Below are 22,204 nucleotides of genomic sequence, written 5' to 3' on the forward strand. Positions count from 1 at the left end.
GTCCTAAGGCAATGGGCGTTTCGGCGAATCCGCAGTTTGGCAGTGGATTCGGGGCTTCATTCTGGCGGCCCACCACTTTTCTCACGATTTGCCTGTCTGCGGGTGCGGCGGGGGGCTTGTCCACGCTCGCCGTCGCGTAGGCATGTTTGTCTTATGGCGCGGGTGTTCGCTTGATGCACAAGGCGGCGAGCAGCATGACGATGAAGAGGCCGATGGCGGCAACCCACATCGCCGTGGTCATGCCGGAGAGGGAGCTGCCGCCGGCGCCGATCACGCCGAACACCGCCACGCCGACCGCTCCTCCGGTTTGACGCAGGGCGTTGAGAACGCCGGAGGCAATACCAGCCCGGGTCTTCTCGACCGTGGCGAGCAGGGCGCCGATCATAGCGGGCACGGCGAGCGCCATGCCGCAGCCGATGAGCAGCAGCGGCCACCAGATATGACCGTAGCCGGCATCACCTCGCAGCTGCAGCGCGAGGACGACGAAACCGAAAGTGTCGATGGCGAGGCCGAGCACGATGGGCAACCGATTGCCCCAACGCACGGCAACGCGTCCCGACAGGATATTGGTGATCGCGATGAGACCGGTCATCGGCAGGAAGGCGAGGCCTGCGTTCAGTGGCGACATGCCGAGACCGTCCTGGAAATACAGGCTGAGCAGGAAGATGGTGCCGTAGAAGCTGACATTGAGCAGGGTACCGACCAGGGCTGCGGCCGTGAAGATCGGGTTGCGGAACAGGCTGAGCGGCATCATGGGTTCCGCCGTACGGGATTCAACGGCCAGGAATAGTGCGCCCGCCAGGAGGAAGACGGCAACAGCGCCGAGAATGACAGGGTGACTCCAGCCCAGGGGCTCTCCCTCGATGATCGCCGCCGTCAGCGCCACCACGGTGATGATGCCGAGAACCTGGCCCGGCAAATCGATGGCGCGAGCATGGCGCTCGCGCGTCTCCTCGGTAAAGCGATACGCCATCCAAAGGGCGAGCAGGCCGACGGGCAGGTTGATCAGGAAGATGCTGCGCCAGCCGAACAGGGCGATCAACAGTCCGCCGAGGACAGGGCCGGCCACCATGGCAAGACCGCCGACGGAGCCCCAGACGCCGATGGCCTTGGCGCGCTCGGAGGGGTCGCGATAGGCATGAACAACCAGGGCCAGCGAAGGAGGCATCAACAGGGCGGCGCCGATGCCCTGCAGCACGCGAGCGGCGATGAGAGTGGTGCCGCTCGGTGCGAGGCCGCAGGCGAGCGAGGCAAGCGTGAACAGCGCGAGACCGAGAAGATAGAGGCGCTTGGCACCGAACCGGTCTCCGAGCGCGCCGCCGGTGAGCAGGAGCCCGGCAAAGGCGAGCGTATAGCCGTTCACCACCCATTGCAGCCCGGCGACGCCGCCCGCCATCAGGCCGCGCATCTGGTCGAGGCCGACATTGACGATGCTGACGTCGAGCTGCACCAGCGCAACCCCGAGGCTGAGAGCGGTCAGCCGAGCCGCTGGGCGGATCGGCCTGCCGAGCCCGGAACCGGTCGACCCGGCTGCCGAGGCCCAAACCGGCTCGCTTCCTGCTGCGCATGGTTCCGATACAGCCGGCTGCAGGCTTGTCATGATGAAATCTCTTCTTGAAAATTTATCGCATCTGCGATGTCATTTAAGTATGATATTATTCATACCTGGAAGTGCACCCATTGGCAATCAGCCAACGCGGGACGACTTCTTCGGATGGGGCTTGGATCGCAACGGAGGCGGCAATACCTGACCAGGACGATCCTCCAAGCCGCGAGGAGATCACTCTCGGCCCCGTATTGGCAGCCCTTGCCGATCCGCATCGGCGACGCGTGGTGGCGACGCTCGTCCTTGCCCCCGATGGCACGGAGATCGGCTGCTCGTCCTTTGGCTTGCCGGTGACCAAGGCGACCCGTACCTATCATTTCCGCATGCTGCGCGAGGCTGGCCTGATCGGCATGGTCGACTATGGCAATTGCCGTAAGACCTATCTGCGCCGGGCGGATATCGAGGCGAAATTTCCCGGCCTCCTAGCCTGGCTCGTTGCCGAGGTCGAGGCCACACCGAGTTGAGAGTGGGCTTTCGAGAGCTGCGCAGAGATTTGGAATTCAGAATACCGCATGGGAGATCTCCGAGAGCGAAATGCTTTTGAGATGCCCGAATCTAGCAGCGCGGAGACTGGGATGCTTCGGTGATGGCCGAAACGTGGTTGTCGTGAGAGCGGAAGCAAACAGCCTTCAGGGCGACGCCTTCGCTGTCGGACAGCCCGGCAGGTCGAACAGGGCGGCGAGGCCGCAGGACGACGTCAGCATCTTGTCGCCACTATGGCCCACACCCTGCACCAGCCACAGGCTGTGACGGGGCGTACCGCCGTCGCGTTGGCGCATCGTCGAGACATAGGCCTCGCCGCGGGCCAGGCGATAAGGACCCTGGGCTTCGGCCATGCAGGTCTTGTCGAGCGCGGGATGATTGGGATCGGTATCCTCCGTGCCGAGCAGATAGATCACGCGCCGGGCGGTATAGGTCCTCTCCAGCATATCCGGCGAGGGGGAGGCAAGATAGGCCGGGCGGGCCTGCATGCCGTATTTCCAGTCGTCGAAGCCCGGGCAGGAGGCGGCGATATCAGGCGCTGGCCGTTCAGACGAGAAATAGGCGTAGGAAGAGGGATTGGCGACGACATAGCGCACGCCGATGCCCATCGCGACTAGGGTGCTTTCGCCCTTGCCGGCAATGGCGTAGCGCTGCACCACCTGCCCACCGCCGGAATGGCCGGCGACCACCACTTCCCGCAAATGCGGGAACAGCCGACGGTCGGCGAGGCGGGCCAGGATGGCGTCGAGGGCTGCAAACGAGCTCACCGGCCTGGGGCCGAGGGCGTCCTCGCCACCCTGCCAGCTCGTCAGTGTCCAGCGCAGGATATCGGGCGGCAGGTCGAAGGCTTTCACATCCGTTTCGGCAAGGAATTGCGGTGCGATCATCAAGGCTGTCTGCCCTGCCGGCCTGGCGGCAGCCTGGGCCTTGAGGGCGGAGCGGAAATAGACATCCGCATCGCGCAGCCTCCCATGCAGCACCAGGACGGCGCGATCGACCTGCGGCAATGGCTTGGACCAGTCCGCCGAGACATAGAGCGGCAGTTCGCCGCCGCCGGGAACGGCAATGCGCCCGTCGGCGATGACCTTGACCGGCTTTTCGTTGGGGGCTCGCTCGTCCTGAGCGAAGGCGCTGGCAGTCAAGGCAAGGAGCATGGCGAGGAACAGGCTGCCGAGCTTCGTCATCGAGTTCTCCATCCTTGTCCTGGGATCGCAGGCTTCCAGCCTGCTCTTGGAAACATCGCGCATGCAGGCAAGGCAAGAGCAGGCTGGAAGCCTGCGATCCCAGAAATTACAGCCCCTTCGGTTTCGGTCCTCCGGTCGCCCAATCCAGGAGTTCCACCGTATGCACGATCGGCGTCGTGGTCCCCAGCGCCAGCTGCGTCATGCAGCCGATATTGCCGGCGGCGATGATCTGTGGCCTGGTGGCCGCGATATTACCGAGCTTGCGTTCGCGCAGGCGCTCGGAAATCTCGGGCTGCAACATGTTGTAGGTGCCGGCCGAGCCGCAGCACAGATGGGCCTCCGCCGCCTCCTTCACCTGGAAACCGGCGCGCTTGAGCAAGGTCTTGGGCGCGGTCTTGATCTGCTGGCCGTGTTGCAGCGAGCAAGCCGCATGGTAGGTGACGCTTTGGCCGGTCTCGACCGTCACCGGCAGGGGCGGCAGCGTCTCCAGATATTCGCTGATGTCCTTGGCGATGGAGGAAACCGCGGCCGCCTTCTGCGCATAGGCGGGGTCGCCGCGCAGCATGAAGCCGTAATCCTTGATGGTGGTGCCGCATCCCGACGTAGTGATCAGGATGGCGTCGAGTCCTTTGGCCATTTCCGCTGTCCAGGCGTCGATATTGGCCTTGGCGTAGGCGAGGGCGTCCTTTTCCTTGCCCATGTGGTGGACGAGCGCGCCGCAGCAGCCCTCGCCCTTGGGCAGCACCACCTCGATGCCATGCCGGTTGAGCAGGCGGATCGCGGCCTCGTTGATGCCGGGGGCGAGCTCGGCCTGGGCGCAGCCGGTGAGGAGCGCGACGCGGCCTTTCCTGGCGGTCTTCGGCGCGAAACTGCCGGGGCGTGTGGCAGAGGAGGCTGATGGCAGGGACGTCGGTGCGAGAGCCAGCATGGCGGCCAGCCGCTTGCCCTGGGGAAGCCTCGCCGCGAGGCCCGCAAAGGGACGGCCGAGCCGCGCCAGCGCCATACTCCAGCGAAAGGCCCGGCGGTTGGGCAGGACCTTGGCCATCAGCGTGCGCAAGAGGGCTTCGCTGGCCGGGCGGCGATAGGTCTTGTCGATATGGGCGCGGGCGTGGTCGACCAGATGCATGTAATTGACGCCCGAGGGGCAGGTCGTCATGCAGGACAGGCAGGACAGGCAGCGGTCGACATGTTTGACCACCTCGGCCGTGGCCGGCTTGCCGCCTTCCAGCATGTCCTTGATCAGGTAGATGCGCCCGCGCGGAGAATCGAGCTCGTCGCCGAGCAGCACATAGGTTGGGCAGGTAGCGGTGCAGAAGCCGCAATGCACGCAGGTGCGCAGGATCTGCTCGGATTCCTTCATATGCGGATCGGCGAGTTGGGCGAGCGAGAAATTCGTCTGCACGGTCAGCCTCCCAGGCGCCCGGTATTGAGGATGTTGGCGGGGTCGAAGGCCTGCTTCACCCTGGCGCTCAGGGCGGCGAGCGGGCCCTCCTGCGCGCCGAAATGGAAGGCCTCAGCCCGGAAATCGGCGCTGGCCTTGATCAGCATGGCATGGCCGCCCTCGGCCTTGGTTGCCGAGGCGATCGCCTTGGCAAATTCCGTCGTTTCGGGGGCCAGCAGCCAGATCAGGCCGCCGCCCCAATCGTAGAACAGCTTGATCTCGCCGAGCCAGCGCAGCGAGGCCCCGAGGGCGGCAGCCTTGGAAGGGGCCACCGAGAGGCGCCAGATCATGCCGTCCTGCTGCGCCAGCGGCGCGACATCGGCGATATCGAACCAGAAACTGCGGCAATCGTCACGGTCGAGCACGGCATGGTCGCCGAAGCGCGTGAGCAGGCGGCCGAGCTGGTCCCGCCGATAGGCGACGGAACTTTCGAAATTCTCCAGCCGGAGCACGGTCAGAGCCGTGCCCGCATAGAGGTCGGCCGGGACATGGGCGGCGGCCGAGACCTCGAAGGGGCTGCCGAGGCCCGAGGACATCAGTTCGATGGCCCGGTTGTCGTCAAGACCTTGCCAGACCAGGCTGGTGCTGGCCTCCGGCTTGGGCAGGACCTTGAAGATCACCTCGGAAAGGATGCCCAGCGTGCCCCAGGATCCCGCCATCAGCTTGGTCAGGTCGTAGCCGGTGACGTTCTTCATCACCCGTCCGCCACTCTTGACCGTCTCGCCCTTGCCGTTGACGAAGCGGACGCCGATCAGGCTGTCGCGACAGGCACCCGTGACGATCCGGCGCGGACCGGAGAGATTGGCGCCGACCAGGCCGCCGATCGTCGGCTCGGTCGGGGCGGTGCCGAGCAGGCGGCGCCAGTCGCCCGGCTCGAAGGGCAGCATCTGGCCGCGGGCGTCGAGGGTTGCGGTGAGCTCGGCCAGGGAGGTGCCGGCCCGGGCGCCGATCACCATCTCGGTCGGTTCATAGAGCGTGATGCCGGTGATGCCGCGTGTTTCCAGGATGGCGGAGGCATCCACAGGCCTGCCGATGCCGGCCTTCGAGCCGCCGCCGGTCACGGCGAGTGGAATTTTGTTCCGGAAGGCCTCGGTGACGATGCCGGCCAGCTCAGCTTCGCTGGTAGGGGAGAACGCCGTCATGCCGCCCAGCCTCCCGGCTTCATGTCGAGCGGGAAGACCTTGGCCGGGTTGAGCAGCCATTTGGGATCGAAGGCGAGCTTGAGGTCGCGTTGCTGGTCGAGATCGACCTGATCGAACTGCTCGCGCATCAGGTCGCGCTTCTCGATGCCGACGCCGTGTTCACCGGTCAGGCAGCCGCCGGCTTCCACGCATAGGCGCAAGATGTCGAAGCCACAGGCCTCGGCCTTTTCGCGCTGGTCGGCGTCGTTGACATTGTAGAGTACGAGGGGATGCAGATTGCCGTCGCCGGCATGAAAGACGTTGGCGACGCGCAGCCCATGGGCTGCGGTGATCTCATCGATGCGCTTGAGCACCATCGGCAGTTGGCCGGTCGGGATGGTGCCATCCATGCAGATATAGTCGGCGATGCGGCCGGTGGCACCGAAAGCCGATTTCCGTCCCTTCCAGATCGCCGCGCTTTCGGCCTCCGACTTCGAGATCTTGATGGTGGTGGCTCCGTGCTGGCGCGCCATGGTCGAGATCAGGTCGAGCAGCCGGTCGATCTCGGCGTCCGAACCTTCGACCTCGATGATCAGCATGGCGCCGGCATCGCGGGGGTAGCCGGCATGGGCAAAGTCCTCGGTGATCTCGATGGCGAGCCTGTCCATATATTCGATGGCGACGGGAATGATGCCAGAGGCGATGATGGCGGCGACGCAGCGCCCCGCCTCCTCGGGCGCGGCAAAGCCCACCAGCATGGGCCGGGCGCCCTCGGCCATCGGCAGGATGCGCACCACCGCCTCGGTGACGATGCCGAACTGGCCTTCTGAGCCGATGACGATGCCGAGCAGGTCATAGCCGTCGGCATCCATGGCGTCGCCGCCGATGTCGAGAATCTCGCCTGCCATCGTCACCAGGCGTACGCCGAGGATGTTGTTGGTGGTGACGCCATATTTCAGGCAATGGGCGCCGCCGGAATTCATGGCGATGTTGCCGGCGATGGTGCAGGCGAGCTGGCTGGAAGGGTCGGGCGCGTAGAAGAAGCCCTCATGCGCCACGGCGCCGGAAATGCCGAGATTGGTGATGCCGGCCTGCACGCGCGCAAGCCTGTCCGGCAAACGCAGTTCCAGCACCTTGCTCATCTTGGAGAGGCCGACGACCACGGCGTCCGCCTGGGGCAGGGCACCGCCGGCGAGCGAGGTACCGGCGCCGCGCGGGATCACGGGAACGCCCTCCTGGTTGAGGAATCTCAGGATCGCCGCGACTTCCTCGGTGGTCTCGGGCAGCACCACGGCGAGCGGTACGGCCCGATAGGCGGTGAAGGCGTCGGTCTCATAGGCGCGGCGCTCGTCCTCGCTGATGATCAGGTTCGCCGCGGGCACCAGCTTGGCCAGGCCATCGATGACAGCCTGCCGCCGCGCCAGGATGGCGGGGTCGGGAGGCGGCATCGGAATGCCGGTGGTCGATGGCGTGCCTTCAGGCATGGTTGGTTTCCTCCAGCGATGCCGAATCCGGCATCGCGCCGATGTGTCAGGCCCTACCAGGGGCCATTTTTACGGCCTCGAGGTAGTAACCATGCATGCTTTATTGAATTTTTGCCGCCATTATCGCGCGAGCCGCATGAAATTTCGATAGACAATGGCCGCGTTGGCCTCGAAGCCCTCGGCATGGGCAGCGATGTCGGCCTGCAGGCGCTCCATGGCGCCTTCGCCATTGGTGCGCTCGAGCGCGGTCCTGTATTCGGGCACGCAGCCCCATTGCTGCACGGCGGCGTTTTCGGCTTCGACATGATACTGCATGCCCCAGGCCCGTGGCGCGGCACGAATGGCCTGAACCGAGCAAAGGGGCGAAGAGGCCAGCACCGCGGCGCCCTCGGGCGGCTGGGCGACGCGCACCGAATGCCATTGCAGGGCGCGGAAGCACGGCGCGAAGCCTTCGAACAACGGGTCGGCCTGGCCGGCTTCCGTTACATCCACATCGAAGACGCCGACCTCGGGCGGTGTCTGCGGCCCGCAGGTCCCGCCAAGCGCGTCGGCGAGAAGCTGATGGCCGAGGCAGATGCCGAGATAGGGCTTGCCGAGTTCGCGCACCCAGCGGCGAATGACACGCTTCTCCTCGACCAGCCAGGGAAACTGGTCGACGTCCCACACATCCATGGCACCCCCCATGACCCAGAGCGCATCATAGGGATCGAGCGCGGGGATGGTGCCGCCTTCGTCGAGTTCGACGGCATCCCATTCGATGCCGTCGCGGGCGAAGAAGGAGCGGAAAATGCCGGGATGCTCGGAGGCAAGATGCTGGAGGACGAGGATGCGCATGGCGGGATGAAAGCCGTCAATAATCGAATGGTCAGACCATCCGACAAGCAATCATCGCTTCGTGCAAGCCCTATTGTCGCTCCGAAACCCTCAACCGGCCGGCAAAGGCCCCGAAACAGGCGCGGTGCGTCGCCGCAGGCCGAGCCAGAGGACACCGCCGACCAGAAAGGCGAAGCCGCCGAAGGTTGCCAGGCTTGGCGGATGCGCGGGCACCTCGCTCCAGCGCGGCGATACGACATCGGCAGTGTTGAACGCCTCGCCGCTGAAACGGCAAAGCACCAGTGCGGCATTGTTTCTGACCATGTCGAGCCCGACCTTGTCGACGAGGGCGCGCACGTCAGCGCGGTCTCCGCGGGTCTGCCTGAGTTCGAGCAGCAGGGCCTGGGTGCCGGCGAGATAGGCATGACTGCATTCGTTGAAGGGGCTTTCCTCGTCCTTCAGGCTGCCGGGTACCAGGCCACGGAAACAGAAGAAATACTGCCAGTCGACGAAGGCGCGTAGCCGGCGCGCGGTCTCGTCGAGGCCGGTCTGGCGGTCGGCGACGGCGAGAATCGCCGGCATATTGTCGGCTATGACCGCCATCTGGCCATGGGTGAGATTGGGGATGGGAATGCCTGCCCCCGTACCATCGCCATCGGACGTTTGGCGATGGGCGAAGGCGGAGGTCGCCAGCAGGGCAAGCAGCAGGGCTCCGATGAGGCGGCCGGCGAGGCTGAGCACTCCGCTTGTTGTATTCCTGCCCGGCATCCGGCCCTGCCTTCGACTGCCTCTGCCCCCGAGGGCAGCTCTCCGGCAAGGCAAACCGTGATACGGCGTGCCTGTCAAGTCGGCTCGATCATGCCGAAGAGACTGACGAGGACGAGTACGCCGGATCCGAGCAGCAATTCCGCGACGGTGAGACAGCTCAGCAGCCGCAGCGACCTCGTCCGCGCCAGGCGGATTCGGGGAACAAGGAAGTAACGGTTGATCAGGGCGATCGCGATCATGACACCGACGAGGCCGATCTTGGCGGCGAGCAGGGCCTGGTAGGGGGAGGACCAATCCGTCGGTGCGCGGCCGAGCACGAGGGTGGTATTGGCGATGCCGGTGACGACCACGAGCGACACCGCGACATGGCCGGCGGTCGAAAAACGGCGAAGCGCCTGGGTGGCGGGAGGGGCAGGAAAGGCATCCCCGAGCATGATCAGGCAAGGCAGGAGAGGGATGAGGGCACCGAGCCAGGCGCCTGCCGCGAGCAGATGCAGCATGTGGTTGCCCCTCTGCAGCAGGCCAGGCCAGCCGCTCAGCATGGCGGAGTGACCGGTCAAGGCGAGGCTGGCGAGAAGCAGGCCCGAGCAGAGGGCAAGTGCGGGCAACCGGCGCGGCCCAAGCAGAAACACGGCCGGCAGACACGCGGCAAAGACGAGGCGCCATTGCCAGGCGCGACCGAAGCTGCTGTCGGTCAGCACCGAGGTGATCAGGGCTGGATCGAGCGTGTTGGCCCAACCGTCACCGATCTCGCCGGTTTTCAGCAGGAGCCAAGCCAGGGTGGTCGCGGCGGCAAGGCCGGCCGCCACGACCAGTATAATTCTCAACCGCTCTACGAGCCGTTCGGCCAGTTGCTTCGGCGCCAGTATGGCGAGGAAGGCGCTGGTACCGAACAGGGCCATCGCTGCGGCATAATGCAGGAAGCGGCAGGCCTGGAGAGCGGTTTCGAGATCCATCAGGGCTTCACGTCGAAGGAATAGCTGCCCTTGACCTTATGGCCATCCTTGGAAAGGACATGCCATTGCACCGTATATTTGCCCGGCGCGAGCTTGGCTGTAACGGGCACGGAGAGGCTGGCCTCGTCATTGCCGAAATGGGTGGGATCGCCGGTGGCGACGGCTTTCTGATCCGGACCGGTCAGGCTGACACCTGAGAATTTGAGATCGACGCCTTCGCTGAAATGCAGTTCCAATGCGGCGGGCGCAGCCGCGACCACGGCATTGTCGGCCGGTGCCGCGGATTTCAGATGGGCGTGGGCCAGAGCCGAGCCGGCTGCCGTCAGGCTGAGGGCGGCGGTGAGCGAAAGAAGCGAGAGATTGCGCATGAGAGACATGATGTGAACTTTCATGGTTAGTCCGCCATCATCGGCGGGGCAGGATGGAAGCGATAGCGAGGCGGTGAAGGCAGACCCCGCCGCCTCGAAGCTGCGAATGGCGCCGTTCAGGCAAAGGCGCGGCGCAAAGGCGGCACGGTGCGGATGACCAGGAGATCGAGCGCCACCATCACGGCGATGGCGAGCCCCGTGATGGGAAAGGCGAGGCCGACGGCGATGGCCACGATCCACAGGCCGCGATAGACGCGGGGATCGCTGGGATAGGGCGGCACGCCGAGCCTGCCGCTCGGGCGGCGCTTCCACCACATCATCACGCCGGAGACGCTGGCGAGGATGCTGGCAAGGCAGGTCGCCAGCATCACCAGCTGGTTGGCGAGGCCCCATTGCTGGCCCTGATGCACGTTGATGCCGAATTCGATCGCCTTGGCGACGCCGCCGAAATCCGCGAATTTGAGATCGACGATCGGTTTGCCCGAATATTGGTCGATATGGATGGTGCGCTCCTTGGCCAATTCGTCCGGGAAGATCGCCGCGGTGTAGACGCCGTTTTCTTCGGTCGGCAGCACCATCTCGAAGCCGGGTGCGATGCCCAAACCGCGCGCGACGGCAACCGCGCGGTCGAGCCCGATCGCATGGGTGTAGGGCTGGGCCGATTGGGGCACCGGCGAATTCTCCACCGTCCAGCCGGCCTTGCTGACGACGTCCTGTAGCGGCACGGTGGACGTCGGCGTCTCGTCCCAGAGCTGGGTAGGGTAGCCCAGCCCCGCCTGGGTCGCGAAGCCATTGAGCTGCTTGCCCCAGAACCCGGCCCAGGGCAGGCCGCTAGCCGCCAGGAAGAAGATCACCAGTCCGGCGAAGGCGCCGGTGACGGCGTGGAGGTCACGCCACCACACCCGGCGTGCCGGCGTGCCGCGAAGGCTCACCACGCCGCCGCTCTGGCCGCGGGGCCACCACAGATAGATCCCCGTCGTCACCAGGATAAGGGCAAAGCCGCCGACGGCCTCGATCAGCCGGTTGGTGAAGGTGCCGAACAGTTCCAGGCTGTGGATCTTCTTGATCAGCCACATCGGCTCCCGGTCGGCGCGCACGGTATCGAGCACCGCGCCGCTATAGGGATCGAGGTAGACATAATGTTTGCCGCCGTCGTCCTTGTAAGTGGCCTTGGCCGAGGAGGTTGCGTCCGCGGGCTCGGTATAGGCGGTGGCGGCGGCCTCGGGCTTGCCTTCGAGGGCCTTGTCGACCAGCTCTTCCGGCGACAAGGCCGGCGTACCGGGATTGGCGACGATGGTGCGGTAGGCAAAGAGCGTGTGGTTGATCTCGTCCTTGAACAGATAGAGCGAGCCGGTGACGGCCAGCAGGATCATGAAGGGGACGCAAAGCAGGCCGGCATAGAAATGCCAGCGCCAGATGGCGCGCTGTAGCGACAGGCGCGAAGGCGGAGCGACCGCGAGGGCGTCCGCGCCATGGGAGACGGTCATGGTTGTGTCCTGAGTTGCCCTTCGCCCGCGCATAGCCAAGGGGCTGCGTACGGCGTCAGGCCGAAAACAAAAGGGAGGTCGTTCTCAGGTCACGCCATCGGTGGTCCGCGCGGCTGGGCGGCCGTGCGATGCAGGGAAGGAGGAATGTGGGTGTCCGCCGCCCAGGGGGCGAGGGCCGCCAGGACGGCCAGGCGCCGCGGCAGGTCGATGCCGGCCGGCGAGGCAGGCCCGCCGAAGCCGGGGCAAAGTATGCAGCACTCGGCCTCATGGCCGCGATGGTCTGCGGGCGGGCCAGACCCCGCATCGGTGATGCCCATGCCGTCGCCGGCGCAGACGATTTCGAGCGCGGCGAGATTGCGGTCGAGCGTATCGGCCCGCAATTGCGGGGCCATCAGCACGCCCATCAGCAGGCTGTTGACCAGCAGCGCATAGACAGCGAGGGCCGTGATGGCGGCCTTCGTGATGTCCCTGCTTATGCGCGAAGCGAGCACTGCTGCCGGTTCCTGATGGGTCTTGCCGAGGCGCGCCGGATGAATGCCGGCGCCATGATCATCTTGTCATTGCCGGGCTCGGCCCGGCAAGAAACAACTTTGTCGCGTATCTTAAGTCGAGTCGGTGCATGCCGACCCGCGGGGGTCAATCCCTCAGCGCCGGCAGGTCCTTGTAGAGGGCCAGCGCCTCGGGATTGGCCAGGGCCTCCTGGTTCTTGACGGTGCGGCCGGCGACGATGTCACGCACGGCAAGCTCGGTGATCTTGCCGGACTTGGTGCGCGGGATATCGGCGACGGCGATGATCTTGGCCGGCACATGGCGTGGCGAGGCACCGGTGCGGATCTGGCGCTTGATGCGGTCGATGAGGGTATCGTCCAGGGCCACGCCCTCGCGCAGGCGCACGAACAGCACGATGCGCACGTCACCTTCCCAATCCTGGCCGATGGCGAGCGATTCCAGCACGTCCGGGATCTTCTCCACCTGGGCATAGAGTTCGGCGGTGCCGATGCGCACCCCGCCCGGATTGAGCGTGGCGTCCGAACGGCCATGGATGATCAGCCCACCATGAACCGTCCATTCGGCAAAATCGCCATGGTGCCAGATGTTGTCGAAGCGCTCGAAATAGGCCGCTCGGTATTTGTGGCCCCCTTCATCGTTCCAGAACATCACCGGCATGGAGGGGAAGGGACGGGTGCACACCAGCTCGCCTTTTTCCTCGCGCACGCTCTTGCCGTCGTCGTTCCACACGTCGACCGCCATGCCCAGGCCCGGCGCCTGGATCTCGCCTGACCACACCGCCCCGGTGGGATCGCCCAGCACGAAACAGGAGACGATATCTGTTCCGCCCGAGATGGAGGCGAGGTGGAGATCGGCCTTCACGTCCTCATAGACCCAGCGGAAGCCCTCGGGCGACAAGGGCGAGCCGGTCGAGGTCATCAGCCTCAGCCCGTTCAGGTCGTGAGTCTGGCGCGGGCTCAGCCCGGCCTTGTGGGCCGCATCGATATATTTGGCCGAGGTGCCGAACATCACGCCCTTCTCGCGTGTGACGAAATCGAACAGCACGCTCGCCTCGGGGTGGAAGGGCGAGCCGTCATAGAGCAGCAGCGTCTCGCCATTGGCCAGGCCTGCGATCAGCCAGTTCCACATCATCCAGCCGCAAGTAGTGAAGTAGAAGCTGCGCTCGCCCGGCCGCAAATCGCATTGCAGGCGATGCTCCTTGACGAGCTGCAGGAGCGAGCCGCCGGCGCCGTGCACGATGCATTTGGGCACGCCCGTGGTGCCGGAGGAATAGAGGATGAACAGGGGTTGGTTGAAGGGCAGCGGCTCGAATACCACCGGCTTGGCCCGGTAGGGCGCGGTGAGGATGGCCAGTGTGGTGCCTTCCGGGATCTTGGCCGCCACCGTCTCGGCCTCGCCGAGATAAGGCACCACCACCGTCTTGCAGCCGAGTTCTGCGGTGATCGCGATCACCTTGGCGCCGTTGTCGATGCGCTTGCCAGCATACCAGTAGCCGTCGATGGCGAAGAACAGCTTGGGGGCGATCTGACCGAAGCGGTCGAGCACGCCGCGCTCGCCGAAATCGGGCGAGCAGGAGGAGAAGATTGCGCCGATCGAGGCGGCTGCCAACATGATTGCCACCGTCTCCGGACGGTTTGGCATCATGGCGGCGACACGGTCACCCACCTGGACCCCCTCGGCACGCATCGCCTGCTGCAGGCGCGAGACGAGGTCGGTGAGCTCGCGCCAGCTCAGGGTCAGGCTTGCCTTGTCCTCACCCTGGAAGATCAAGGCGGGCTCGTCGTCGCTAAGTGGCAGCAGGTTCTCGGCGAAATTCAGCCTGGCATCCGGGAAGAAGCGCGCCTTGAGCATGTCGTCGAGATCGCTGGTGAGCCGCTCGCCCTTCTCGCCCTTGATGCCGCTGTCGTCCCAGATCAGGTTCCAGAAGTCGGCGGCGCTCTCGACGGACCAGCGATGCAGGTCGTGATAAGTCTTCAGCGACAGGCCATGCCGGGCATTGGCGGTGGCGATGAAGGCCGCGACCTGCGTTCCCGCGACACGCGCCGGCGAGGGGATCCATAACGGCTTGTCGTCGGCCGGTTCGGCAGGCGCCTCTGCGGCATCCGCCAGCGCTTCGTCGGACACTGGCTTGGATGGTTTCCGGGCCTTGTCGTCCTTGGCCGTCGTTTCCTTGCTGGTGGTTTCCTTGGCAGTGGTTTCCTTGACCATGTCCTCGGCTGTTTCCCTTTGCTTCGGCGCTTCCCTAAGCCACAGCGCGCATCGCTCTTCGCAACTGCAGTATGACGATTTTGCTCGCTAAGGAAGAGGCTTGATGGTTTCGCCGGGATATCGGCAAGGCATGTATTTATCTCGAGCTTGCCAAAGAAGGCGTGCCGGTGAGGCTCGGCGATATTCATCCCGACCGCTCCAAAGACCGCCCCTTTGCCATTACTCTTGCTATAAGGGCCGCTTCTCGGGCCGGGGAGCAGGGCCGATGGAGATCTGGACGGAACTCGACAGCGTGGTGACGGCGGATGGCGACCAGATCGCCTTGCGCCGGCGCGGCGGTCTGTTTGACATCCGTTTCAACGGCTGGGAGCTGATGTCGAACCATGATCCCCGCTCGGAGATCGCATTGGCTCGAACCGTCTGCCAGTGTCTGGGCGAGGAGGAACCGCGCATCCTGATCGGCGGCCTCGGCATGGGCTACACGCTGAGGGCGACGCTCGACGCCGTCGGCCCTCGGGCGCGCATCCTGGTCTGCGAACTCCTGCCCGAGGTCGTCGCCTGGAATCGGGGCGTCCTTGCCCCGCTCGCCGAGCATCCGCTGGCGGACGGCCGCGTGATCGTGCACACTGGTAGCGTCGCCGAGATCATTGCCGCTAAGCCCGGCGGTTTCGATGCCATCCTGCTCGATACCGACAACGGCCCCGATTATGTGGTGCACGAGCCGAACCACGCGCTCTATTCAGGCGAGGGAATTGCCCGCATTGTTCGGGCCCTCGCACCGGGCGGTATCGCCGGCCTGTGGTCGGCCACCCAGTCGGCGGCTTTCGAAGCCAATCTGGTGGCCTCGGCATGGCCCTGGCGGCGCGAGCGGGTATCGCTTGGGGAACCGGGGCAGGAGCCGTTTCACGTGGTATATGTGATCGGCGCGCCTGCCGGATGAGAAATGCACGAGCCGCAGGGCCGAACACGGTGCCTCTCTCTTCCGGCTTTCTTAACCATGCCGACCCATCATGGCGGGATTGGAGGCACGCGATTGTATCGTACCCGTCTAAGCAAATTCCTCCTGATCGTGCCCATGGGCACGATCAGGAGGAATTTGCAAAATATCGAACATTTGCAGAGTTTTCAGGCGCGACGCATCCGTGGACCGCGCCAGAAAACTGTGCTTGGTCGACGACCTGCTGCGCCGCTTTTCCCGCATGGCGGCTTTGCCACAACCAAGCCTCGCTTTTACCATGATGGACTGCCATTTATAATGGATCGAGTTTGTGATTCAGCTCCGTCGCCCGGGCGCATGGCAAATGTCACCAACCACTCTTTGATCGAGCGAGGCGCGGAAACGGCATGAAGCGTATTGGGCTATCCCTGGCCGCTATCGCCGCTGCGCTTGTTGCACTGGTGTTGACCGTTCCTTGGCTGACGCCGGAAAGCGTGTTGCGTGACACGTTCACCCGCGAAATCGTCGCCCTGACCGGCCGCACGCCCATTATCGAGGGGCAGGTGCATCTGGCCTGGGCGCCGCTGCCGACGCTGATGATCGAGAAGGTGACCATTCCCGGGCAGGAGGGCTTGTCCGGGCATGAGGGCCTGCCGCCATTGCTGGTGGCCGACAAGATGCAGGGCACGCTCCGCCTGGCGCCGCTAGTGATCGGACGCATCGAGATATCAAGCCTGATGCTCAAGCGCGCCAGCATTGGCCTTACCGCGGGCAAGGGTGGCGCGCGCTCTTGGGAATTCAAGGAAGGTGTGCTGGCCGAGGCGGCTGCCGGGCACTTCGACAAGCCGATGCCGGTCAAGACCATCCGGCTCGTGGACGGCACCATTCGTTATAACGACAATGCCTCGGGCCGGGCGACCTCCGTTTCGGTCGGCGATGTTACTTTCGCCTGGGCGGGCCGCAGTGACGCGATGTCGGCGGCCGGCATAATCAATTGGCGTGACCGTGAGACCGAGATCGCCGTGGCGCTTGCCGATCCCGCCAGCTTGATTGCCGGCGGCAAGTCGGATCTGCGGGCACGCATCAAGGGTGACACGCTCAACCTTGCCGCCAGCGGCATGCTGGACGGGGAGGGGCGGCTTGACGGCAAGGTCTCGGCCAGCGGCGCTTCACTGCGTGACACGCTGCGCTGGCTCGGATTTGCCTTGCCCGCCGGACACAGCCTTGCCGCTTATGACCTGCAGTCGCCGCTGTCGCTCGACCGCAGCGCCATTTCCCTCAACGAGGTGCAACTCTCGCTCGACGGCAATGAAGCCGAAGGCTCGCTCACCGTCGAATTCGGCAGGGAGCGCCCGAAGGTCAGCGGCACGCTTGCCGCCGATACGCTCGATCTGAGTGCCTATTCCAACGAACTCCAGCTCGCGGACGGTCGGCCACGCAAATGGCGTGCCGATCATATCAGCATCAACAGTCTGCTGGTCAGTGATCTCGATCTGCGCATTTCCGCCGGCGAGACAACCATCGACAAGGTCCATCTCGGCCGTGCTGCGGCCACCGTCTCCACCCGCAACGGCCAGCTCGAACTCGCCCTCAGCGAGGCTGTCGCCTATGGCGGCACGCTCAAGGGCAATATCGCGCTCAAGCCCGCTGACAAAATGACCGTACTCGCCGCGACTGCCAGCTTCGAAGGCATCGACATGGGCAGTGCGCTGGGCGATCTCTTCGCCTTTCGGCGTCTGGAAGGAACCGGCACGGGAACGATGGCGGTGAACGGCACCGGCGCTTCCATCGCCGAGCTGTCGCGCTCGCTGCAGGGACAGGCCAATATCAGCGTCTCCGGAGGCTCTTTAGTCGGCATCGATCTCGCCAGCCTGATGCAGAAGATCGAGCGGCGGCCGCTCTCTGCCCGTTTTGAATCTTCCTATGGCGGCCGCACCACCTTCGACCTTGCCAAGGCGAGCTTCAAAATCGCCGACGGCATGGCCAAGACCGCCGACTGCCGCATGGAGAACGGCTCCCTTTCAGTTTCGCTGACGGGGGATGCCAATATCGCCCTGCGCAGCCTCGACATGGCTGGCGTGGCCAATTGGAGCGACGCCGATGCCGCCAATCCCTTCCGACTGCCTTTCCGCGTCTATGGGGGGTGGGAGGTGCCGGTGGTCGAGCCCGATACCGAGGCGCTGATCCGCCGTTCGGGTGCCGCCGCTCCTCTGCTGCGCAGCTTCATCCGGCCGGGCCGCGACGTCACGCAGGACACCGGCAAGAATCCACCTGCCTCGGCGGCGCAGTAGGAGACGTTTCAGCGCCCCGATTCGCTGGCTTGCGAGCGTTCCAATACGGCAAAGAAGATCACCGTGAGGACGAGCACGATCACCAGCAGCACGAAGGCCGCTGCCGCACCTTCATTGAGCGACAGGCCGAGAAAAGCCCGGCGATAGGCGAAGAAGCTCAGCACCTCGGTGGCGTTGCCGGGCCCGCCCTTGGTGAGCACATAGGGCAGGTCATAGGTGCGGAATTCGTTGATTAGCTGGATGATGATGGTGATGGCCGCCACCGGCCGCAGCATTGGCAGGGTGATGTAGAAGAATTGCTGCCAGGCCCTGGCACCGTCGACCTCGGCCGCCTCGTAGGGGTCGCGCGGCAGGGCGGCAAGGCCCGCGGCCAGGATCAGCACCACGAAGGACATCTGCTGCCAGATGTCGATGGCCGCCATTGTCCATAGCGCCATGCCCGGCGTGCCCAGCCAGTCGAGCCGGGGCAGGCCGAAGCTTTCCATCAGATGATTGGCGATGCCGAGATTGGGCTGTAGCAGCATGCGCCAGATCAGCGCCACCGAGATGGGCGACATCGCCATCGGGATGGTGAGGATGGCAAAATAGACCGGCTTCATGTGCACGGTGCGGTTGAGCATCAAGGCGATGCCGAGCCCGATCACGAATTCGCCGATCACCGTGATGGCCGAATAACGTACCGTGAGCCATAGAGCGTTCCAGAACAGCGGGTCGGCCAGCATCGACGCGAAATTCTTGAAGCCGACCAGCGGCATCAGGCTGGGTTTGATCAGCGTCATCGACGAGATCGACAGGATACAGGCATAAACGAGCGGAAAGCCCATCACGATAGCGAGCAGCAAGAGGCCGGGCAGGGCGAAAGCCCATCCGATCCGCCATTCCCGGCTGCGTCCGGCCAATCCCATCGCGCTCATCTGTTACACCGCTGGAGCGTTTTCCAAAAAAGTTGATAGACTTTTCGATCAAGAAAACGCGTCAAAACAAGGATTTAGAGAAAAGATGCAATTTAGAGAATCGCACTTTGCTCAGGTCTGTAGAACCGGCGCGGCCGAAGGACCGCGCCGGAAGAAGGTCACTTGTCGAGCAATTGCTGCAAGCCGTCCGAGGCCGCCTTCAGAGCCGCTTCGGATGTCGCCTGGCCGCCGGCCGCAAGCGAGAGCTGCGTGCCGAGCACGTCCTCGTACTGGGCCGAATAGGTGAAGATAGGGAAGGACTTGCCGCTCGCCACCACGGATTCGGCCGTCTGGTAGAAGGGGTATTTCTTCAGCACTTCGGCGTCCTTGTAGACATCGCTGCGCACCGGCGCGTGGCCCTGCAGGGCCCGCTTCACCGAGACCTCCTTGCTCTGCACCCACTGGATGAAGGTCCAGGCCGCTTCCTGCTCTTCCGGTGTGGTGTTCTTGGGAATGCCCCAGCCCCAGCCGCCGCTCTCGCCATGGCCGCCGGGCATCACCGCAAGGCCGACCTTGCCGGCCACCGTCGGACATTTGGCGGCATCGTCCATCTGCGGCAGCATCCACCAATAGGTCACCATGCTGAAGGCCGAGCCTGAACACATCAGGCGCATGGTGTCGTCGAGCGTGGCCGAGATCGCGCCTTGCTGGGCTCCGTTCTGGATATTGTCGACATAGAGGTCGAGTGCCTTCTTGGCCTCCGGCGTGTTCAAATTGGCCTTGCCGCCAGCGTCGCGATAGGCCCCGCCCGCCGAGAACAGATAGTTGGAGAATTCCATGCTGTTCGGATCGCCGCGCTGGCCCTGCATCGCCGCACCCGCGACCTTGGCATTGGCCTTCATGAATTTGGAGATCGCCACATAGTCTTCCAGCGTGGCGGGCAGAGCAAGCTCCTTGCCGGTAGCGCTCTTATAGGCCGCCTTCAGCTTCTCGTCGGCGATGAGGTCCTTGCGATAGAGCAGGCCCATCGAATAATTGTACATCGGTATGAGATGGAGCTTGTCCTGGCTGCCGCCGAGCAACTCGATGGTGGAAGGGATGAAGGCCCCGAGGTCGTATTTGCTCTTTTCTGCCAGAGGCTTGAGGTCGACCAGCCAGTTGGCGGCAGGGAATTCGCCGGCCCAGAGGAAATCGACCTCCAGCAGATTGTAGTAGCTCTGCGGCCCGGTGAGCTGGGCCACCAGCTTGTCGTGCATGTCGGGATAGCCGATCTTCTCGAACTCGACCTTGATGCCGGTCTTCTTTTCGAATTCCGGTAGCAACGCCTCGATGATCTTGGTCTCCGGTACGTCCTCCATCAGGGCGCGCAGAGTGACGGTCTCGGCGGCGGCCGACGACAGCGACGCCCCCAGCAGCATCGCCGCGCCGGCAGCCGCCAGCAGGGTCGTCTTCAGGCGATTTTCGCTCCAGATCATGGCTCTATCCCTCTCTCCGTAATGTGCGGCTTTGTCGCCGCTCTCCATATTGCTGGCTTATTTGACGCTGCCGAAGGTCAGTCCCTGGACGATGAAGCGCTGGATGAAGCGCGAGGCGATCACCAGGGGCAGGATGGCGAGGATGACGCCGGCCGAGACCTTGGCGATCTGCACGCCGTTGGAGGTCTGCAGCGCGGCGAGTGCCACCGGTATCGTCGCCGTGGTCGGCCCGCTCAGCACCAGCGCGAACAGGAACTCGTTCCAGGCCAGGATGAAGCCGAGTACGCCGGCGGCGGCGATGCCGGGCAGCGACACCGGCAGCACGATGCGCCAGAACGCACCCCAGGCGGTGGCACCGTCGGTCATGGCGGCCCATTCGAGGTCGATCGGGACGCCCTCGAAGAAACCCATCAGGATCCAGGTTAGGAAGGGCAGGTTGAGGGCGGCGTAGACGATGATCAGCCCGGTCAGCGAATTGGAGAGTTCCAGGCTGCGGAAGAGGGTGAAGGTCGGCAGTACCAGCGCCACCGGCGGCAGCATCTGGGTGGCCAGCACGATGAAGCGTGCCCAGCGCCCGCCGGTGCGGAAGCGGGCGAAGGCATAGCCGGTGGTCGCCGCGAAGGGCAGGGCAACCAGCACTGAACCGAGTGCCACGATGAGGCTGTTGAGATAGGAACCGCCGAAACGGCTGGAGATCAGCGCCGCATAGTTCTCGGTGGTGAAGGCCGGCATCAACTCGTTGCTATAGGAGAGCTGCTCGGGCAGGAAGCTGGTCCTGAGCACCCAGAGTGGCGGCAGCAGGATGAGGGCGCAGACGAGGACAAGGCCGAAATGCAAGCCGAAACGTCGGCGGAAGGGAACGGTCTGGCTGTCGCTGCGCATCGTCATCACATCCCTCCCGTCAGCGCCGGCCTGGCGATCACCTGTTCGGTTTCGGGGTCAAACAGGTGCATGGGCAGCGCATCGACATAGAGTTCCACCGTCGATCCGATCGGGGCGGTGAAATTGCGCCCGAGCCGCGCCGCGATCTCCAGCGGTCTGTCACCGGTCTCCTGCTCGCCGGCGATCTGTCCGATCAGGATGTTCTCGGCGCCGAGGGCTTCGATGGCGACCACACGGATCGGCATCTTCTGCCACTCGGGCTGCTGCTGGGTTTCGTAGAAATCCTCGGCCCGGATGCCGAGGATGACGCGGCGGCCGGCCTGGCCACCATAGGCTCCGTGGTGGCGGGCCGGCACGCTCAGCTTCGCGCCCGCGTCGGTCACCACTGCAAGGCCCTCCGCTGGCGCACTCTCCAGCCTGGCCGGGATCAGGTTCATCGGCGGGGTCGCCAGGAAGCGGGCGACGAAGGTGTTGGCCGGGTTGGCGTAGACCTCGAGCGGTCGCCCGGCCTGGACCAGCTGGCCTTCGCGCATGATGCAGATGCGGTCTCCCATCGTCATCGCCTCGACCTGGTCATGCGTGACATGCACGATGGTGCGGCCGAGGCGGCGATGGAGCTTGATGAGCTCGAGCCTCATCTCGGCCCGAAGCTGGGCGTCGAGGTTGGAAAGCGGTTCGTCGAGCAGGAAGGCGGCGGGTTCGCGCACGATGGCGCGGCCGAGGGCGACGCGCTGGCGCTGGCCGCCCGAAAGCGCCGCCGGCTTGCGGCCAAGCAGATTCTGCAGGCCGAGCAAGTGAGCGGCGTCGGCGATCTTGGCATCAATGGTGGTGGCGTCAACGCCGCGCATTTTCAAGCCGAATGCCATGTTCTGGCGCACGCTCATATGCGGATAGAGGGCGTAGCTCTGGAACACCACCGCGATGTTGCGGTCGCGTGGGGCGACATGGGTCATGCTCTTGCCGCCGATGCGCAGATCGCCGGAAGAAATGCCTTCGAGCCCGGCGATCATGCGCAGCGTCGTCGACTTGCCGCAGCCGGAGGGGCCGAGGAAGATGACGAACTCGCCGTCCGGTATGGTCAGGTCGACGTTGCGTACGCCATAGGCGCCATTGGCGTAGAGTTTGGAAACATGATCGAGTTCGATGGACGCCATGGTGCCTTCCCAAGCAAAGCGCGTTTAACTGAAAACGCCTTTTTGCTCTAACTCCCTGTTTTGACGCGTCTTTGCGAGTCTCGGCGGTTTCGCCAGATCACAAGACGCTGCGGCGACGTTCAAGAGGGGCGGGCGTCGAGACA

The 22,204-nt window shown here is 64.7% G+C and carries 20 protein-coding genes; 4 read left to right on the plus strand and 16 right to left on the minus strand.

Translation table 11 applies throughout. From position 1 onward, the window contains the following. Window positions 1–151: 151 nt before the first annotated feature. On the minus strand, window positions 152–1,600 hold the full coding sequence (locus AB4037_RS01770; RefSeq protein ID WP_441770327.1) for an MFS transporter: 1,449 nt from the start codon (window positions 1,598–1,600) through the stop codon (window positions 152–154). An 80-nt stretch (window positions 1,601–1,680) separates the two neighbouring features. Between AB4037_RS01770 and AB4037_RS01775 the strand changes: the two genes are divergently transcribed. Then, window positions 1,681–2,070 carry an ArsR/SmtB family transcription factor gene (locus AB4037_RS01775; protein WP_434957788.1) on the plus strand — a complete coding sequence of 130 codons (390 nt, stop codon included), beginning with the start codon at window positions 1,681–1,683 and terminating at the stop codon, window positions 2,068–2,070. Between the two features lie 165 nt (window positions 2,071–2,235). Here AB4037_RS01775 and AB4037_RS01780 read toward each other — a convergent pair whose 3' ends face one another. The 11 genes from AB4037_RS01780 to AB4037_RS01830 form a co-directional block, all read right to left on the minus strand. Further along, the gene (locus AB4037_RS01780; RefSeq protein WP_441770328.1) at window positions 2,236–3,273 is read right to left on the minus strand and encodes an alpha/beta hydrolase; all 1,038 of its coding nucleotides are present in this window, start codon (window positions 3,271–3,273) and stop codon (window positions 2,236–2,238) included. Window positions 3,274–3,379: 106 nt separating this feature from the next. After that, window positions 3,380–4,675 (minus strand): glycolate oxidase subunit GlcF, encoded by a 1,296-nt coding sequence (glcF, locus tag AB4037_RS01785; RefSeq protein ID WP_434957786.1) that lies wholly within the window; start codon window positions 4,673–4,675, stop codon window positions 3,380–3,382. Window positions 4,676–4,677: 2 nt separating this feature from the next. Then, window positions 4,678–5,856 (minus strand): glycolate oxidase subunit GlcE, encoded by a 1,179-nt coding sequence (gene glcE / locus AB4037_RS01790; protein WP_441770329.1) that lies wholly within the window; start codon window positions 5,854–5,856, stop codon window positions 4,678–4,680. Beyond that, window positions 5,853–7,319, minus strand: coding sequence for an FAD-linked oxidase C-terminal domain-containing protein (locus AB4037_RS01795; RefSeq protein WP_441770330.1), 1,467 nt, complete (start codon window positions 7,317–7,319; stop codon window positions 5,853–5,855). The genes glcE and AB4037_RS01795 overlap by 4 nt, the downstream gene beginning before the upstream one ends. 120 nt (window positions 7,320–7,439) lie before the next feature. Then, a complete protein-coding gene (locus tag AB4037_RS01800; protein ID WP_441770331.1) occupies window positions 7,440–8,153 on the minus strand; it encodes a type 1 glutamine amidotransferase in 714 nt (237 codons plus the stop codon). Between the two features lie 90 nt (window positions 8,154–8,243). Then, window positions 8,244–8,873 carry a hypothetical protein gene (locus tag AB4037_RS01805; RefSeq protein WP_434957782.1) on the minus strand — a complete coding sequence of 210 codons (630 nt, stop codon included), beginning with the start codon at window positions 8,871–8,873 and terminating at the stop codon, window positions 8,244–8,246. A 101-nt stretch (window positions 8,874–8,974) separates the two neighbouring features. Further along, on the minus strand, window positions 8,975–9,856 hold the full coding sequence (gene copD / locus AB4037_RS01810) for a copper homeostasis membrane protein CopD (RefSeq protein ID WP_441770332.1): 882 nt from the start codon (window positions 9,854–9,856) through the stop codon (window positions 8,975–8,977). Then, complete coding sequence (copC, locus tag AB4037_RS01815; RefSeq protein WP_441770333.1) at window positions 9,856–10,248, minus strand: copper homeostasis periplasmic binding protein CopC; 393 nt, start codon at window positions 10,246–10,248, stop codon at window positions 9,856–9,858. Before copC ends, copD begins: the two co-directional genes overlap by 1 nt. A gap of 92 nt (window positions 10,249–10,340) precedes the next feature. Further along, on the minus strand, window positions 10,341–11,711 hold the full coding sequence (locus AB4037_RS01820; RefSeq protein ID WP_441770334.1) for a PepSY-associated TM helix domain-containing protein: 1,371 nt from the start codon (window positions 11,709–11,711) through the stop codon (window positions 10,341–10,343). Window positions 11,712–11,800: 89 nt separating this feature from the next. Continuing rightward, on the minus strand, window positions 11,801–12,202 hold the full coding sequence (locus tag AB4037_RS01825) for a DUF2946 family protein (RefSeq protein ID WP_441770335.1): 402 nt from the start codon (window positions 12,200–12,202) through the stop codon (window positions 11,801–11,803). 145 nt (window positions 12,203–12,347) lie between these two features. Beyond that, window positions 12,348–14,429: an acetoacetate--CoA ligase gene (locus AB4037_RS01830; protein ID WP_441770336.1), complete on the minus strand. Its 2,082-nt coding sequence runs from the start codon at window positions 14,427–14,429 to the stop codon at window positions 12,348–12,350. Window positions 14,430–14,694: 265 nt separating this feature from the next. Between AB4037_RS01830 and AB4037_RS01835 the strand changes: the two genes are divergently transcribed. From AB4037_RS01835 to AB4037_RS01845, 3 genes are all read left to right on the plus strand, one after another. Beyond that, on the plus strand, window positions 14,695–15,369 hold the full coding sequence (locus tag AB4037_RS01835) for a hypothetical protein (protein ID WP_441770337.1): 675 nt from the start codon (window positions 14,695–14,697) through the stop codon (window positions 15,367–15,369). Window positions 15,370–15,462: 93 nt separating this feature from the next. Beyond that, window positions 15,463–15,777: a hypothetical protein gene (locus AB4037_RS01840; protein WP_434957775.1), complete on the plus strand. Its 315-nt coding sequence runs from the start codon at window positions 15,463–15,465 to the stop codon at window positions 15,775–15,777. Next, the gene (locus tag AB4037_RS01845) at window positions 15,774–17,657 is read left to right on the plus strand and encodes an AsmA family protein (protein WP_441770338.1); all 1,884 of its coding nucleotides are present in this window, start codon (window positions 15,774–15,776) and stop codon (window positions 17,655–17,657) included. Before AB4037_RS01840 ends, AB4037_RS01845 begins: the two co-directional genes overlap by 4 nt. A gap of 8 nt (window positions 17,658–17,665) precedes the next feature. Here AB4037_RS01845 and AB4037_RS01850 read toward each other — a convergent pair whose 3' ends face one another. The 4 genes from AB4037_RS01850 to AB4037_RS01865 all read right to left on the minus strand — a co-directional run bounded on the left by AB4037_RS01850 (window position 17,666) and on the right by AB4037_RS01865 (window position 22,061). Next, the gene (locus tag AB4037_RS01850) at window positions 17,666–18,571 is read right to left on the minus strand and encodes a carbohydrate ABC transporter permease (RefSeq protein ID WP_434957773.1); all 906 of its coding nucleotides are present in this window, start codon (window positions 18,569–18,571) and stop codon (window positions 17,666–17,668) included. Window positions 18,572–18,729: 158 nt separating this feature from the next. Next, complete coding sequence (locus AB4037_RS01855; protein ID WP_441770339.1) at window positions 18,730–20,025, minus strand: extracellular solute-binding protein; 1,296 nt, start codon at window positions 20,023–20,025, stop codon at window positions 18,730–18,732. Window positions 20,026–20,082: 57 nt separating this feature from the next. After that, on the minus strand, window positions 20,083–20,913 hold the full coding sequence (locus AB4037_RS01860) for a carbohydrate ABC transporter permease (protein WP_434957771.1): 831 nt from the start codon (window positions 20,911–20,913) through the stop codon (window positions 20,083–20,085). Continuing rightward, window positions 20,913–22,061, minus strand: coding sequence for an ABC transporter ATP-binding protein (locus AB4037_RS01865; RefSeq protein WP_441770340.1), 1,149 nt, complete (start codon window positions 22,059–22,061; stop codon window positions 20,913–20,915). The genes AB4037_RS01860 and AB4037_RS01865 overlap by 1 nt, the downstream gene beginning before the upstream one ends. Between the last annotated feature and the right edge of the window lie 143 nt (window positions 22,062–22,204).

This window comes from Labrys sp. KB_33_2, from assembly GCF_052114505.1.
Taxonomy (GTDB): Bacteria; Pseudomonadota; Alphaproteobacteria; order Rhizobiales; family Labraceae; genus Labrys.

What these genes read in the sequence shown, in the direction of transcription:
- AB4037_RS01850 (WP_434957773.1), bottom strand. Translation starts at nt 18,571, where the DNA reads ATGAGCGCGATGGGATTGGCCGGACGCAGCCGGGAATGGCGGATCGGA.
- AB4037_RS01830 (WP_441770336.1), bottom strand. Translation starts at nt 14,429, where the DNA reads ATGGTCAAGGAAACCACTGCCAAGGAAACCACCAGCAAGGAAACGACG.
- AB4037_RS01855 (WP_441770339.1), bottom strand. Translation starts at nt 20,025, where the DNA reads ATGATCTGGAGCGAAAATCGCCTGAAGACGACCCTGCTGGCGGCTGCC.
- AB4037_RS01865 (WP_441770340.1), bottom strand. Translation starts at nt 22,061, where the DNA reads ATGGCGTCCATCGAACTCGATCATGTTTCCAAACTCTACGCCAATGGC.
- AB4037_RS01820 (WP_441770334.1), bottom strand. Translation starts at nt 11,711, where the DNA reads ATGACCGTCTCCCATGGCGCGGACGCCCTCGCGGTCGCTCCGCCTTCG.
- AB4037_RS01835 (WP_441770337.1), top strand. Translation starts at nt 14,695, where the DNA reads ATGGAGATCTGGACGGAACTCGACAGCGTGGTGACGGCGGATGGCGAC.
- AB4037_RS01845 (WP_441770338.1), top strand. Translation starts at nt 15,774, where the DNA reads ATGAAGCGTATTGGGCTATCCCTGGCCGCTATCGCCGCTGCGCTTGTT.
- AB4037_RS01795 (WP_441770330.1), bottom strand. Translation starts at nt 7,319, where the DNA reads ATGCCTGAAGGCACGCCATCGACCACCGGCATTCCGATGCCGCCTCCC.
- copC (WP_441770333.1), bottom strand. Translation starts at nt 10,248, where the DNA reads ATGAAAGTTCACATCATGTCTCTCATGCGCAATCTCTCGCTTCTTTCG.
- AB4037_RS01780 (WP_441770328.1), bottom strand. Translation starts at nt 3,273, where the DNA reads ATGACGAAGCTCGGCAGCCTGTTCCTCGCCATGCTCCTTGCCTTGACT.
- copD (WP_441770332.1), bottom strand. Translation starts at nt 9,856, where the DNA reads ATGGATCTCGAAACCGCTCTCCAGGCCTGCCGCTTCCTGCATTATGCC.
- glcE (WP_441770329.1), bottom strand. Translation starts at nt 5,856, where the DNA reads ATGACGGCGTTCTCCCCTACCAGCGAAGCTGAGCTGGCCGGCATCGTC.
- AB4037_RS01770 (WP_441770327.1), bottom strand. Translation starts at nt 1,600, where the DNA reads ATGACAAGCCTGCAGCCGGCTGTATCGGAACCATGCGCAGCAGGAAGC.
- AB4037_RS01800 (WP_441770331.1), bottom strand. Translation starts at nt 8,153, where the DNA reads ATGCGCATCCTCGTCCTCCAGCATCTTGCCTCCGAGCATCCCGGCATT.
- AB4037_RS01860 (WP_434957771.1), bottom strand. Translation starts at nt 20,913, where the DNA reads ATGACGATGCGCAGCGACAGCCAGACCGTTCCCTTCCGCCGACGTTTC.